Source organism: Amycolatopsis sp. NBC_01480, from assembly GCF_036227205.1.
In the GTDB taxonomy this organism is placed as follows: Bacteria; Actinomycetota; Actinomycetes; order Mycobacteriales; family Pseudonocardiaceae; genus Amycolatopsis.
The window spans coordinates 7736894-7750614 of sequence record NZ_CP109442.1 but is presented as its reverse complement, the minus strand read 5'-3'; the positions used below and the strand labels follow the sequence as shown (position 1 = coordinate 7750614).

Genomic DNA, 13721 nt, shown 5'->3' with positions numbered 1-13721 from the left:
GGATTCACAGTGTCCTGAGTGGACAAACCGTCCCTGGTCAGAGCCGACCTCCTTCCGGCGAGGACGACGCCGTCGCCCGGCCATCGGCGGGCCACCACCGTATCGCCGGGCGCGACCGCGGATCCTCTCCGTGAGTGCGGCGCTCTTTGTTGGCGGCACAGCACTTTCCGAGAATCCGGCGCTGCCGCGAAGCCCTACCATTCAGCCCTGGGCGCCCTGGGTCTCGCGGTGGCCTCGCCACGGATTGTTCGCACCGAAGGGAAAAGCAGATGTCACAAGTGCTGCCGGACTCCCCGGCGGGGAACCGGCCCCCGGCGCCGAAGACCGCCAAGCCGTGGTGGCGCCGCCCCTGGTTCATCCCGCTGGTGCTCGGCGCGTTCCTCGTGTGGAAGCTCCCGGGCTGGCTCAACTTCGACCCGGACCACACCCCCGTTCCGATGGACCCGGGGTTCCCCCAGAACTACGCCACGATCGTCGCGCACATCGCGTTCGGCACCGTCACGTTCGTCACGGCGTGCCTGCAGCTCTGGCCATGGCTGCGCCGGCGTAGCCCGCGCGCGCACCGGATCAGCGGACGGCTCTACGTCTTCGCCGGCTTCCTGCCCTCGGTGCTGCTGGCCATCCCGCTGGTCGCGATCAGCGCGCTGGACCTGTTCGGGAAGCTCGGCAGCGACATCTGGATCGGGCTTTCGCTGGGCACCACGGTCATGGGCTACGTGCGGGCCCGGCAGCGGCGCTACGCGGCCCACCGCACCTGGATGGTGCTCAGCTTCGCGCTGGCGGCCAACGTCATCACCAGCCGGGTGTTCACCTACGGGGTGTTCAGCATCCCGGGCATCGGCCCGCACATCGTCAGCTTCACCAACGCGGAGCTCGAAAGCGCCTGGCTCAGCTGGATGATCAACCTCGGCATCGCGCTCTGGTGGCTGCGCCGGCCTGCCCGCCTGCGCCGCAAGCGCCTCGCCGCCGCGCAGCGGAGCACCCCGGCCGGCCTCGCCGGGAACGCTCCCTCGGCCGGGGGCTGACCGTGGCGAACGGGGTCCTGGCGCCCGCCGCCGCGCCGCCCCGGACGGCAGTGGTGCTGGCCGGGTTCGCCGCCTACGGGGCGCTGTGGGGGCCCTACCTCGCCGCGATGCCGCAGATCCGCGCGGCCACCGGTGCCGACAGCGGCCAGCTGGGCCTGGCCCTGCTGGCCGGGGCGATCGCGGCCATCCTGCCGATGGCGGTGGTGGGCAGGCTGCTCGACCGGTTCGGCCGGGCGGCGGCGGTCCCGGCCCTGGCTTCGTTCGGCGTCGTCGCCGTGCTGCCGCTGCTGGCGGGCTCCCTGCCCGCCTTGGTCGTCTCGCTAGCGCTCTTCGGCATCGGGTCCGGCGCGTACAACGTGGCGATCGTGGCGCTCGCGTCCACTGTGGAGAGTGACGGCCGGACGAAGGTGCTGGCCAAGGCCCACGGGTTGTTCAGTGTCGGCGTCCTGCTGGTCAGCACCGGGACCGGGCTCGCCGGGACGGTCGGCGTTTCACCGGTGGCCGTCTCGGGCACGCTGTCGGCCGCGGTGGTGGTGTGGGCCTTCGCGGTGCGCCGGGCGGTGCCCCGGCGCGCCGCAGCGCCACCGCGGCCGGGGCGCCGGCGGGTCCGGCCGTCCCTGCTGCTGTGCCTGCTCGCCGGGCTGGCGATGGTGGTCGAAAGCGGGGTCCAGCAGTGGAGCGCCATCGCCTTGCGCGACCTCACGGCCACCTCGCTGGCGATCGCGGCCGCGGCACCGGGCGTCTTCGCCGCCGCCATGGCCGGTGGCCGGCTGAGCGGTCACCGGCTCACCACACGGTTCCGGGAGCGGACCGTGCTGCTCGCCGCCGGCGCCTGCGCGGGCACCGGCGTCCTGCTCGTGGCCACCGCCGGTTCGCCGCCGGCCGCGCTGGCCGGCGTGGCCGTCACGGGCGCCGGGATCTCGCTCGTGACGCCCGTCTCGTACGGGCTTGCCGGACGCGGCGCGCCGCCGGGCACCCGGGGCGCCGTGCTCGGGGCCACCGCCTCGCTGGCGAACGTCGGCCTGCTGCTCGGCCCGGCGCTGGTCGGCCAGCTCAGCGGCGTCGCCGGCCTCCGCACGGCACTGCTCGGGCTGATCCCGATCAGCGCGGTGGTCTGCGTGCTCGCCACGCGGATCGGGCCCGTGCCGCACCGGGAAAGGACCACGACGTGACGGATGCGGCCACCACCGCGCACGGTCGCGGCGGCGCGAGCTTCGTGGACGGCGTGGGCGCCCGGCACCTCGTGGGGCAGCCGATCGAGAGCTACCAGCTCGCCCGCGAGTTCTTGTGGGACAACAGGTTCAGCCGGGCCGACCCGTTCCGCGGGCCCACGCCGCACAACGAAAGGACCCCGACGTGACGGATGCGGCCACCACCGCGCACGGTCGCGGCGGCGCGAGCTTCGTCGACGGAGTGACCGCCCGGCACCTCGTAGGGCGGCCGATCGAGGCGTATTCCAACGGCGTCACGGTGGCCCACCAGCACGGAGGCACCACAACCTGGCTCGTCTCCGGCTACCAGCTCGCCCGGGAATTCCTGCGGGACAACCGGTTCAGCCGGGCCGAAGCCTCCCAGGCCGGCCCGTTCCGCGGGCCCGCGCTCCGGATGTCCATCACCGAGATGGACCGGCCGCTGCACACCCGGATCCGCACGCTGATCGGCGGGGCGTTCGCGGCCCGGCACGTCGAGCAGCTGCGCCCACGCATCGAGCGGCTCGCGGAAACGGTGCTGCGGCAGGCGGTCGCCCGCGGACCGGGCGGCGACCTCGTCGCCGACGTCTGCGCTCCGCTGACCTTCGCGGCGCACTGCGAGGTGCTCGGCGTGCCCCCGGCTCGCCGCGAGGCGATCCGGCGCACCTCGCTGGCCCGGCTCGGACAGCCCGGCGCGGCGTGCCCGGAACAGACTTACCGCGCCGAACTGGCCCTGCACGAAGAGGTCACGGACCTGCTCGCCGATCCGGCGCTCCCCGCCGGGCTGCTCGCGGACCTGGTCCGGGCGCACCGGGAAGACGGCCTGCTCTCCCCCGCCGAGCTGACCGGGCTGGCCTCGTCGTTGTTCTTCGACGGTCACGCGCTGGCGGCCGCCCAGATCGCCACCACCGTCCTGTGCCTGCTGCGGCGGCCCGGGCTGTTCGCGGCGGTGCGCGAGAACACCGCTCTGCTCGGCCCGGTGATCGAGGAAGCCCTGCGCTACAGCCCGTCGGTCACCCTCAGCATGACCAGGATCGCCGGCGTCGACCTCACCTTCGGCGGCGCGGCCATCCGGGCGGGTGACGAGGTGGTGGCCGCGATCCCGATCGCCAACCGGGACGAGGCGGTGTTCGACCGCGCGGACGTCTTCCTCCCGGACCGCGGGCGCACGCGGCACCTCGCGTTCGGGCACGGAACCCACCACTGCATCGGCGCGCACCTCGCACGGCTCGAGATCAACGCGGCGCTGCGCGCGCTGGTGCAGCACACACCGCGAATGCGCCTAGCGGTCCCGGAGGAAGAACTGGACTGGTTCGCCGCGCCGAACATGCGAAGCCTGGTCGCGGTGCCGGTCCGCTGGCACGAGCCTGAGCCGCCCCCGGGGAGCTGAAGCCGGGCGGCGCCGAAACCACCCCGAACCACGACAGGAGCACTCCATGGACGAGTTCCGCATCGACGTGCCCCAGCACGAGCTGGACGAGCTGGACCGGAGGATCGCCGGCACGCGCTGGTCGGCCGATCCCCCGGGCACCGGCTGGGAGCGCGGGGTGCCCCAGGACTACCTGCAGCGGCTGGCCGAGTACTGGCGCACCGAGTTCGACTGGCGCGCCGCGGAAGCGGAGCTCAACCGCTGTCCCCAGTTCCGCACGGAGATCGACGGCGAGCGGGTGCACTTCCTCCACGTGCGCTCACCCGAGCCGGCCGCGACACCGCTGCTGCTGACCCACGGCTGGCCCAGCTCGGCCGCCGAGTTCCTGGACGTCATCGGCCCGCTGACCGACCCGGTGGCGCACGGGGGCCGCGCGAGCGAGGCGTTCCACCTGGTCATCCCGTCCATCCCCGGCTACGGGTTCTCCGGTCCGCTGCGCCACCACGGCTGGAACATCCCCCGCACCGCGCGGGCCTGGGCCGCGCTGATGAGCGAGCTCGGCTACGAGCGGTACCTCGCCCAGGGCGGCGACTTCGGCTCGTTCGTCTCGCTGGAACTGGGCCGGATCGACCCGGAGCACGTCCTCGGGGTGCACACCAGCCTGCTGCTCACGGTCCCCTCGGGCACGCCCGGCGAGCTGGACGGCCTCAGCGAGCAGGACCTGGGAAGGCTGGCGCAGCTGGGGAAGTTCGAGGCGGACGGGTCCGCCTACATGAAGGTGATGATGACCCGGCCGCGGACCTCGGCCCACGCGTTCACCGACTCGCCGGTGGGCCTGCTCGCGTGGATCGTCGAACGGTACCGGGAGTGGACCTCGCCCGCCTCGGACCTGGACCAGGCGATCGACATCGACCGCCTGCTCACCACCGTGAGCACCTACTGGTTCACCGGCACCGTCGCCTCGTCGGCCCAGTTCTACTACGAGGACGTGCAGCTGAAGCGGCAGGCCCCGGCCGTGGACGGGCCGATCACCGTGCCGGTCGCCGTCGCGGTGTTCCCCGACGACTGCTTCGCCCCGATCCGGCGGCTCGCCGACCGGGACATCCCGACCATCACGCAGTGGAGCGAGTTCGACCGCGGCGGGCACTTCCCCGCGTTGGAGGTCCCCCACCACTACCTCGCCGACGTGCGCGCGTTCGCGAAATCCCTGCGCCCCGTGGCAAACGACTAGGGAGCGGGCCGAAGCCGCCGGAGCCACAGGGCGCCGGCGGCTTCGGGACGGTGGCTGCTCAGCCCGGGCGTCGGTGCTGCGTGGTCAATGCCTCGAGGACCGGCACGAGATCGTTCGGCGTCGGCATCGCCTCGAGTCCCACGCTCAGCCGGCGCGCGTTGTCCGCGAACGAGGGCTCCTCCAGGACCGCGCGAAGGTCCTTCCGCAGGCCGTCGGCCGTCATCTGGTCGGCGTCGCCGACGTAGCGGCCGGCACCCTGCTCCTCGACCCCGTTCGCCATCGAGATCGGGCCCCACCACTTCTCGGCGAAGTAGCAGTTCGGCACGATCAGCTGCGGCACCGCGTGGCGCACCGCCGCGGCGAACGTGCCGGCCCCTCCACTGTGGACGATCGCCGAGCAGGTGGGCAGGAGGGCCTCCAGCGGGACGAAGCCCGCCACCCGGACGTTGTCCGGGTGGCGGGACACCCGCTCGATCTGCCGGGCGTCGAGCGTGGCGATCACTTCCACGTCCAGGTCCGCGACGGCGTCGAACAGGTCGGTGGCCGGGGCCTCGATCCCGATGTTGTTCTCGCGGTGGGAAAGGCCCATGGTGACGCAGACCCGGGGCCGCTCGGGCGGCTCGGACAACCACCCCGGCACCGGGGCCGTCCCGTGGTACGGGAGGTGCCGCACGGGCACGTACTGCACCCCGCCGGGCCGCCAGATCCACGAGGGCATCGGGAAGATCGTCCAGTCGCCGAGCACCGTCCGCTCGGTGAAGCCGGCGCCGTGTCCACTCAGGACCGGGCCGAGCCACTCCCGCAGCGGGTCGGCGCCCTCCCCCGGCCACCCGGCGGAGCGGGCACGGCAGGCGGACCGCAGCTGCGCGTGGCCGTCGGCGCCGAACAGGATCCTCGCGCTGGCCGCCCCCGTGACCTCGGCGGCCACCGCGCCGGCGTAGTTGAACGTGTCCCAGACGACCAGGTCCGGCCGCCAGGCCCGGGCGAGCTCCACGACGTCGGTGAACGCCGAGTCCGGGGTGAACAGCCAGCGGCAGCCCGCGATGCTCGAGGCGAGCTCGGCGGCGGGGTCGTCCCCGCCGTAGTCGCGCTGGACGCCCCGCGGCCGCCGCGGATCCCGGCTCTGCACGGACAGCTCTGCCTCCGCGAGGCTCAGCTGGCTGCGGAGGTCGACTTCCTCGCCGATGGGCACCGGGGTCAGCCCGGTGCCCGCGATGGCGCCCTGCAGGCCGGGCGATCCCGCCACCCGGACCTCGTGGCCCGCGGTGCGCAGGGCCCACGCGATCGGCACCTGGACGTACAGGTGCGAGGCGAACGGTGCCGCGACGAAGAGGACGCGCATGGCTCCCGCGCCTATCGCGTCTCGGAGCCGGTCAGCGCCCGGCGCCGCAGTTTCGGCTGCAGCCGCAGTTCGACGTAGATCTGGACGATGATCAGGTTGACCATCCAGCCCGCCCAGCGCGCGATTTCGAAGATGTAGTGGACGTCGAACTTGAACGGCGTCAGGGTGTAGAAGTCGACGGTGCCCCGGCCCCAGATGATCCCCAGGAGCAGCGCCACGCTGTACAGCATCCAGCGCTGGTGCTCGATCCACCGCCGCCGGCGGGCCATCCGGTATCCGACCAGCGAGGTGGTGAACCACAGCGACGCGTGCGCGACCGTCCCGAAGTCGGCAGCCCACCCCTTCTCCAGCGAAGTGAGCACCACCGCCAGCACCGCGGTGGGCAGCGCGCCGGCGAAGACGTAGACGGTCCCGGAGACGCGGTGCACCGCCGGGTGCGCGCGCCGCAGCCACGGCCAGATCTGCAGGCACATCGTCAGGAAGGCGATCGTGCCGCACGTGATGTGCAGCAGCAGCAGCGGGTAGTGGAGCGGGACGTCCGGCCGGATCTCGGCCCGGGACTGCGCCGGGTCCAGGGTCAGGTAGGGCGGCAGCACGTCCGCCAGGTAGATCAGCGAGATGGTCGCGATCAGCACCGTCCACGACCGCATCCGGCCGCCGGGGCGGCGGCGCGCGGCGGGACCCGGGTCGTCGGCGGGGGCGGGATCGGCTGTCGTTGTGCTCTGGGACAAGGGTTCCTCCCGCTCGACACCGGCCGGGCACGGGCGTGCCGGACAACGTCGTAGATCGTCCCTCCGGCAGCGCGGGCCGGCGTCTTCCTGCGTGCGGGGCGCTCCGCAAGCACGAGGATGCGGGCGGGCCGGGCGGTTCCGTAGTTTTCCGGCAAAGACCGGCAGGAGGATCCCATGGGCGAGCACACGCCGATCGTCATCGACCGGACCGGCGAGGACATCCACGCCGAAGCCGCGCGCATCCGCGCCGAGGGGCAGGTCGCGAGGATCGAGCTGCCCGGCGGCACGGCGGCCTGGTCGATCGCCGGCTACGAGGCGGGGGTGCAGGCGCTGTCGGACCAGCGGTTCTCCAAGGACCCGCGCAAGCACTGGCCCGCTTACGCCAACGGCGAGATCGGGGACGACTTCCCGTTCATCGGCTGGATCCTGATGGAGAACCTGACGACCAGCCACGGCCGCGACCACTCCCGGCTCCGCAAGCTCACCGCGAGCGCCTTCACCCCGAGGCGGGTGGACGCGATGCGGCCCAGTGTGGAGAAGACCGCCACCGGGCTGCTCGACGAGCTGGCCCTGCGCGGGTCCGCCGGCGCGGTCGACCTGCGGGCCGGGTTCACGCACCCGCTGCCCGCGCGGGTGATCTGCGAGCTGTTCGGCGTGCCGGAGGAATCGCGGGACGCCATGCTCCGCGGCGGCGAGGTCAACGCGGACACCACGATCAGCCCGGAGGAATCGGCGGCGAACTTCCTGGAGTGGGACCGCCTGATGCGGGAGTTCGCCGAGTCGAAGCGCCGCGAGCCGGGCGACGACCTCACCTCGGACCTGCTGCGGGCCCGCGAAGACGGCTCCCGGCTGACCGAGGGCGAGCTGCTGGGCACGCTTCACCTGCTGCTCGCCACCGGCACCACGCCGGCGATGAACCTGATCACGAACGCCGTCGCCGCCCTGCTCGCCCATCCCGGCCAGCACGAGCTGGTCCGCACCGGCCGGGCCACCTGGCGCGACGTGATCGAGGAGACCCTCCGCTACGACGCGCCGGTCGCGCACCTGCCCTTCCGGTTCACCGTCGAGGACGTGGACATCGCGGGCGTCACCATCCCGCGCGGGTCCCCGGTCCTGATGGCGTTCGCCGCGATCGGCCGTGATCCGGCGATCCACGGCGAGAGCGCCGGGACGTTCGAGCTGAACCGCGAAGACAAGCGGCACCTGTCGTTCGGGCACGGGATCTACCGCTGCATCGGCCGGCCGCTGGCGCTGCTCGAGGCCGAAGTCGCGCTCTCGATGCTGTTCGAGCGCTTCCCCGACCTCTCGCTGGCGGTGCCGCCGGGCGAGCTGCGGCCGGAGGCGACGTTCATCATGAACGGCAAGCAGGAGCTCCCGGTGCTGCTCGGCGGCCCGCGCAAGTGAACCTCCCCGGTGCCCGCTCGGCCGCGCCACTGGTCACCGTGCTCGGCGCCTCGGGCTTCCTCGGCTCGGCGGTCGTCGCGGAGCTGGCCCGCCGCCCGATCCGGCTGCGGGCGGTCTCGCGCCGTCCCCCGGCCGTTCCCACCGGCGCCCGCGCGGCGGTCGAGACGCGCACCGCGGACGTCACCGTGCGCACCGAGCTGCGGTCCGCGCTCGCCGGGTCGGACGCGGTGGTCGACCTGCTTCTCCCGTCGGACGGCTGGCGCGGTGGCCGCGGCGGCGAGGGCGAGCGCGTCATCGTCGGCGTGGTGCGCGAGCTGCTCGACCACTTCGCGGCCGCCGGCTCGCGGCCCGCCGTCGTGCTCGCCGGTTCGACCTCGCAGGTCGGCGTGCCGGCCCGGCTGCCGGTCGACGGCACCGGAACCGACCGCCCCGCCAGCGATTACGACCGGCACAAACTCGCCGCCGAGCGGCTGCTCACGGCCGCGGCCCGGGAGAACGTGGTGCGGGGCACCACCCTCCGTCTGTCCACAGTGTACGGCTGCGGCCCGCCGGGCGGGGCGCCCGACCGCGGTGTGCTCGCGGCGATGACGCGGCGCGCGCTCGAGGGCCGGCCGCTGACCGTCTGGCAGGCCGGTCCGATCCTGCGGGACTTCCTGCACGTCACGGACGCGGCGGCCGCGTTCGCCTGCGCGGTGGACCGGGCCGGGGACCTGAGCCCGGGGCACTGGGTGGTCGGCAGCGGCGAGGCGGCCTCGCTGCACGAGGTGTTCCAGGCGATCGCCCGGACCGTGGCGGAGCTGACCGGCGATCCCCCGGTGGCGGTCCGATCCGTGCCGCCGCCGCCCGAGGCCGCCCCGACCGACCTGGCGAGCATGGTGGTCGACGCCTCGGCGTTCCGGTCGGTCACCGGGTGGCGGCCGCGGGTCCCCCGGCCGGCCGGGCTGTCGCGCCTGGCGGCGGAGCTGGTGTCCGGCGGCAAGTCAGCAACGGGAAAGTGGTTGCCCGGCAACGCTTCTGATTAGTGTGCAGCAGTGCTGACACAACCGATCACCGGCAAGCGCCGCTGGGCACCGGCAGCGGCGGGGTGCGTCGTCGTCGCGGCCCTCCTCGCGCTGCGGTTATGGCTCTCCGGGCTGATCCCCGGCGCGTGGATGGCCGACTTCTCGGTGTACTACGCCGGCGGCCGGGCCGTGCTCGAAGGAACTCCGCTCTACGACCTGAACTTCGGCACCGCGGAGATCCCGTTCCCGTTCACCTACTCCCCGTTCGCCGCGCTCGTGTTCGTCCCGCTCACCTCGCTGGGCCCGGCCGGCGCCTCCGTCGCCTGGACGGTGGTGAACTTCGCCAGCCTGGCCGCGGTGGTGTGGCTGACGCTGGGCCTGCTGCGGGTCCGCCGGCGCGGCCTGCTGACCGCGGGCTGGACGGTCGCGGTCCTGGTGCTCGACCCGGTGGTGCTCAACCTCGCGGTCGGCCAGATCAACATCATCGTCGCCGCCCTGGTGCTGCTCGATTTCTCCCGCGTGCTCCCGGAACGATGGCGGGGAATCGCCCTCGGCATCGCGGCGGGCGTGAAGCTGATCCCGCTGATCTTCATCGTGTACCTGGCGTGCACCGGCCGCGGGAAGACGGCATTGCGCGCGGGGCTGAGCTTCGCGGGCACCATCGCGTTCGGTTTTCTGCTGCTGCCCTCAGATTCGGTGCGGTACTGGGTGCACGGCGTCGTCTTCCAATCGGGCCGGACCCTGCACTCCATCGCGGTCAACCAGTCCCTGCCGGGGTTCTTCGCCCGGCTCGCCGGCACCGACGTGGCCCCCGGCTGGACCTGGCCGGTGACCGTGCTGGCCGGCGTGCTCGGCCTGGCGCTGGGCGTCCGGGCGCATCGCCGCGGCCAGGAACTGGTGGGCCTGCTGGTGGTCGCGTTCACGAGCCTGGTCGTCTCCCCGATCGTCTGGGCCATGCACGCCATCTGGATCGTGCCGGGGCTGCTCTGGCTCTGCCACGCCCGGTGGCAGCGCGGCCGCGTCCTGCTGCCCAGGGTCGTGTTCGCGGTCACTGTGGTGCTCTACCTGGTGCCGCTGTACGAACTGGTGCAGGGCGTGGACCGGTACCAGAACACCGTGCCGGGCAACCTGATCGCCACTTTCGGCGGAGTGCTGGCCAAGACGCTGCTGATGCTGGCGTCGGTGCCGTTCTGGTTGCCGCGGCTGCGCGCGGAGAGCTCACCCGAGCCTGTGCCGGAGCCCCCTGGCACGGGGTGAAGTCCTGACAGCGCAACGAAAAGCCGGGCCGGGACACCAAGTCCCGGCCCGGCTTTTCGCCGGGCTGCGCTCACCCGGCCGGCGACTCCGCGCGAGCAGCCGCCTCGTCCGGCGCCTTGCGCTTGGCCGGGCGGGCGAACCGCCGGTACACCGGCTGTTCGACCAGGTTGTGCAGCAGCCAGGCCGAAAGGACGGCCACCCCGCCGGCCAGGGCGATCAGCGCGACCGAGCCGGAGGTGGTCCAGCCCGGGTCCACGCCGAACAGGAAAGCGAGGTGCTCGAGGACCATCAGGTGCAGCAAGTAGAACGCGAAGGCGAGGTTCCCGAGCCACACCATCGGCCGCCGCGCGGTCAGGCTGGGGCGGCCGTCGATGTCCCGCTGGGCGACCGCCGGGATCAGCAGCGCGATCGGTACCAGCATCACCGCGACCCGGCCGTACAGGCTGCCCTGCGTGAACACCGCCACGGTGTACCCGGCCGCCGCCGTCAGCCACGCGCCCCACAGCGGCAAGCGGATCCACCGCCGCTCCTGCACGATGCGCGCCAGCAGGATGCCGAGCACGAACTCCGCCATGCGGGTTAGGGGAAGGCGCTCCACGAACCAGACCGCCGCTTCGGACACCGGGGGCCCGAACGGCATCGCCGGCTGGGCCGGGAACAGGCTCGCGATGAGCGGGAAGGCGAAGACCGCGAGCACGGTGACACCCGCCCAAAGCCACAACCGGCCCGGCCGGATCTTCTTGACCAGCCAGAGCAGCAGCGGGAAACAGAAGTAGAAGACGACCTCGCAGGACAGCGTCCAGCTGACCCCGTTGAGCCCGATCGCCGCCATGAAGTCCGGCGACCAGGCCTGGACCAGCAGCAGGGTCTGCACGACGTGGTGCAGGTCCCGGGTGTTCGCCGTCCACAGCATCAGGGCCAGCACCAGCAGGCAGCACACCCAGTGGTTGGGCACGATGCGGAAGAAGCGCCGCCGCCAGAACGACCGCGCGGCCTCGGGCCGGCGCGCCGACCAGGTGAGCACGAAACCGCTCAGGACGAAGAAGAACGAGACGCCGACCGCGCCGCCCGGGCCGAGGACGAGCGGCACGACGCTGCCGAACACCCCGGGCGGGAAGAGCCCCGGCACGCTGAACGCGTGGTAGAGGAACACGCTGAGGGCGGCCCACCAGCGGAGCCCGGTCAGCGCGGGAATGCGCTCACCGGCCCCCGCTGCCGTCCGGGCCGCCGCGAGATCTGGGGAAGACACTGCATCCGCCTCCGGTCGGGGTCTGCGCCGGAGGCGGGGGTGTGCCGCCGGGAACCACCGGATGCTCCGGTGCCCCTGGCCGGCAGGACCGCGGACGTGTCGGATCACGTCACACCGGCTGGCTGGGCGCCCGGGCGCCGCGCCGCACCGGCGTCCGCCCGGACGAGGGGAATTCTCGCCGGGCGGGCGGGGCCGGGCACCTCACTGGTTGCGGTGTCCGCGCCCGGTCAGGAATCCCGGTTCTGGGTAAGCGAAATCGTGTTGCCCGACGGGTCGGTGAACCAGGCCGCGTCGTGCCCCGGCGCGTGCAGGATGCCCTCGTCGTCGAGCTCGAGCCCGTCCGGGCGCTCCAGCTTGACGCCCTTGCCGGCCAGCTCCGCCACGACCGCGCGGAGGTCCTCGACGTGGAAGGTCAGCAGGGTGAAGGCGGCCGGGGTGTGGTCCTGCTTGGCGTAGACCAGGACCTGCATCCCCCCGGCGAGGTGCAGCTGCAGGATGGCGCCGCCGTACGCCTCGGTGACCCGCAGCCCGAGCACGTCGCCGTAGAACTCCTTGGCGGCGGCGAGGTCGCGGACCGCGAAGGTGGCGGACGCGGTGGTGGTCGCGAGCATGGATTGCCTCCGGTCGACAGGTGGTGGCCCCGATCCCGGAGGCCGTTGCCGCCCATGATTCCCGTTCGTGGCAAGGGGTCTACTTCCATCGTGCGCCATCGGCGGGGGTTCCCCCGTGTGGTGGGCGTGTCCGGCGGCGGGGCCGTGGCGGCTTTGGCATGCTGGGCCGGCAGGCACCGGCAGGTGGCGGGCAAGCGACGAGGACAGTGATGAGTGAGCTCCAGCAGAAGATCCAGCGCCACCTCGACGAGCTGGTCGGCACGGGCGCGGAGACCGGGCTGCAGGTCGCCGTCTTCCGGGACGGGGACCCGGTCGTCGACGCCGTGGCCGGCACCGCCGACCCGGCCACCGGGCGGCCGGTGACCTCCGGGACGCCGATCTTCAGCTTCTCCACCGGCAAGAACATCACCGCCGTGCTCACGAACCTGCTCGTGGCCCGCGGTTTCGCCGGCTACGACAGCCTGATCACCGATTTCTGGCCGGAGTTCGGCGCGCACGGCAAGGACAAGGCGACCCTGCGCCACGTGCTGACCCACACCGTGGGCCTGCCCGCGCTGCCGCGCGAGATCACCCCGCGCGAGCTGCCCGACTGGTCCAGGGTGTGCGCCGCGCTGGCCGCGGCGGAACCGCGCTGGGAACCGGGTACCGCCATGGGCTACCACTCCTACACCTTCGGCTACCTCGCCGGCGAGGTGGCCCGGCGGGCGACCGGGCGGCCGGTGTCCGAACTGCTTCGCGAGTGGGTCACCGAGCCGCTCGGCATCGAGGGGCAGCTCTGCTTCGGGGCGCCGGAGGAGGCGTTGCCACGGCTGGCGCACCTGGAGCAGCGAGCCCGGGAGTGGCCCACGCAAACGCCGGACGACGACGCCGTGTTCGCGCCGTGGGAAGGCGGGCCGAGCGCCGATTTCGGCAACGACCGCACACTCCTGCGCGCCGACGTGCCTTCGGTCGCCACCGCCACCGCGCACGGCCTCGCCGCCATGTTCGACGGGCTCCTGCACAAACTCGTGGACCCCGCGCAGCTGGCCGAGCTGTCCGCGCTCGCCTTCGAGGGCACGGACCAGGTCGTGGGCAACCCGGCCCGGATGGCGCTGGGCTTCCCGATCGGCCGGATGGGCGCGCCCGAGGAGGAGCACTCGGCGGCCTTCGGCTGGCCCGGCGGGGGCGGAAGCTACGCCTACGCGGATCCCGCGCGCGGGATTTCCTTCGCGCTCACGAAGAACCGGCTCGTGCCGAGCTTCGACACCGCGCTGTCCGTCAGCGGGATTCTGGCCGAGCACCTCGCCGGGGACCGCTGAGCTCCCCCGCCGG

At 73.1% G+C, this 13721-nt stretch carries 13 protein-coding genes; 9 read left to right on the top strand and 4 right to left on the bottom strand.

Annotation, left to right across the window (positions count from 1 at the left end; genetic code table 11):
• Positions 1-269 precede the first annotated feature (269 nt).
• Genes OG371_RS36530 through OG371_RS36510 form a run of 5 tightly spaced genes read left to right on the top strand, consistent with a single transcriptional unit; the run spans position 270 to position 4815 of the window.
• Positions 270-1025, top strand: a complete 756-nt coding sequence (locus tag OG371_RS36530) for a DUF2306 domain-containing protein (RefSeq protein WP_329060367.1) — start codon at positions 270-272, stop codon at positions 1023-1025.
• A 2-nt stretch (positions 1026-1027) separates the two neighbouring features.
• Positions 1028-2197, top strand: coding sequence for an MFS transporter (locus OG371_RS36525; protein ID WP_329060365.1), 1170 nt, complete (start codon positions 1028-1030; stop codon positions 2195-2197).
• Positions 2194-2385: a hypothetical protein gene (locus OG371_RS36520; protein ID WP_329060363.1), complete on the top strand. Its 192-nt coding sequence runs from the start codon at positions 2194-2196 to the stop codon at positions 2383-2385. The genes OG371_RS36525 and OG371_RS36520 overlap by 4 nt, the downstream gene beginning before the upstream one ends.
• Positions 2382-3605, top strand: coding sequence for a cytochrome P450 (locus tag OG371_RS36515; protein ID WP_329060361.1), 1224 nt, complete (start codon positions 2382-2384; stop codon positions 3603-3605). Before OG371_RS36520 ends, OG371_RS36515 begins: the two co-directional genes overlap by 4 nt.
• A gap of 46 nt (positions 3606-3651) precedes the next feature.
• A complete protein-coding gene (locus OG371_RS36510; protein WP_329060359.1) occupies positions 3652-4815 on the top strand; it encodes an epoxide hydrolase family protein in 1164 nt (387 codons plus the stop codon).
• A gap of 58 nt (positions 4816-4873) precedes the next feature.
• On the opposite strand, the gene OG371_RS36505 is transcribed toward OG371_RS36510, so the two are convergent.
• Both OG371_RS36505 and OG371_RS36500 read right to left on the bottom strand, forming a co-directional pair.
• The gene (locus OG371_RS36505) at positions 4874-6157 is read right to left on the bottom strand and encodes an activator-dependent family glycosyltransferase (protein ID WP_329060357.1); all 1284 of its coding nucleotides are present in this window, start codon (positions 6155-6157) and stop codon (positions 4874-4876) included.
• Between the two features lie 11 nt (positions 6158-6168).
• Complete coding sequence (locus OG371_RS36500) at positions 6169-6888, bottom strand: DUF2306 domain-containing protein (protein WP_329060355.1); 720 nt, start codon at positions 6886-6888, stop codon at positions 6169-6171.
• A 174-nt stretch (positions 6889-7062) separates the two neighbouring features.
• Here OG371_RS36500 and OG371_RS36495 point away from each other — a divergent pair, with 174 nt between their 5' ends.
• The 3 genes from OG371_RS36495 to OG371_RS36485 are packed head-to-tail and all read left to right on the top strand — an operon-like array spanning position 7063 to position 10550.
• A complete protein-coding gene (locus tag OG371_RS36495) occupies positions 7063-8292 on the top strand; it encodes a cytochrome P450 family protein (protein ID WP_329060353.1) in 1230 nt (409 codons plus the stop codon).
• The gene (locus OG371_RS36490; protein ID WP_329060351.1) at positions 8289-9314 is read left to right on the top strand and encodes an NAD-dependent epimerase/dehydratase family protein; all 1026 of its coding nucleotides are present in this window, start codon (positions 8289-8291) and stop codon (positions 9312-9314) included. Before OG371_RS36495 ends, OG371_RS36490 begins: the two co-directional genes overlap by 4 nt.
• Before the next feature lie 9 nt (positions 9315-9323).
• Positions 9324-10550: a glycosyltransferase 87 family protein gene (locus OG371_RS36485; protein WP_329060349.1), complete on the top strand. Its 1227-nt coding sequence runs from the start codon at positions 9324-9326 to the stop codon at positions 10548-10550.
• Between the two features lie 70 nt (positions 10551-10620).
• Here the strand turns inward: OG371_RS36485 and OG371_RS36480 are convergent, their stop codons facing one another.
• Both OG371_RS36480 and OG371_RS36475 read right to left on the bottom strand, forming a co-directional pair.
• Positions 10621-11799, bottom strand: coding sequence for an acyltransferase family protein (locus OG371_RS36480; RefSeq protein WP_329060347.1), 1179 nt, complete (start codon positions 11797-11799; stop codon positions 10621-10623).
• Between the two features lie 227 nt (positions 11800-12026).
• Positions 12027-12410: a VOC family protein gene (locus OG371_RS36475; protein ID WP_329060345.1), complete on the bottom strand. Its 384-nt coding sequence runs from the start codon at positions 12408-12410 to the stop codon at positions 12027-12029.
• Between the two features lie 209 nt (positions 12411-12619).
• Between OG371_RS36475 and OG371_RS36470 the strand changes: the two genes are divergently transcribed.
• A complete protein-coding gene (locus OG371_RS36470) occupies positions 12620-13708 on the top strand; it encodes a serine hydrolase domain-containing protein (protein ID WP_329060343.1) in 1089 nt (362 codons plus the stop codon).
• The last annotated feature ends 13 nt before the right edge of the window (positions 13709-13721 follow it).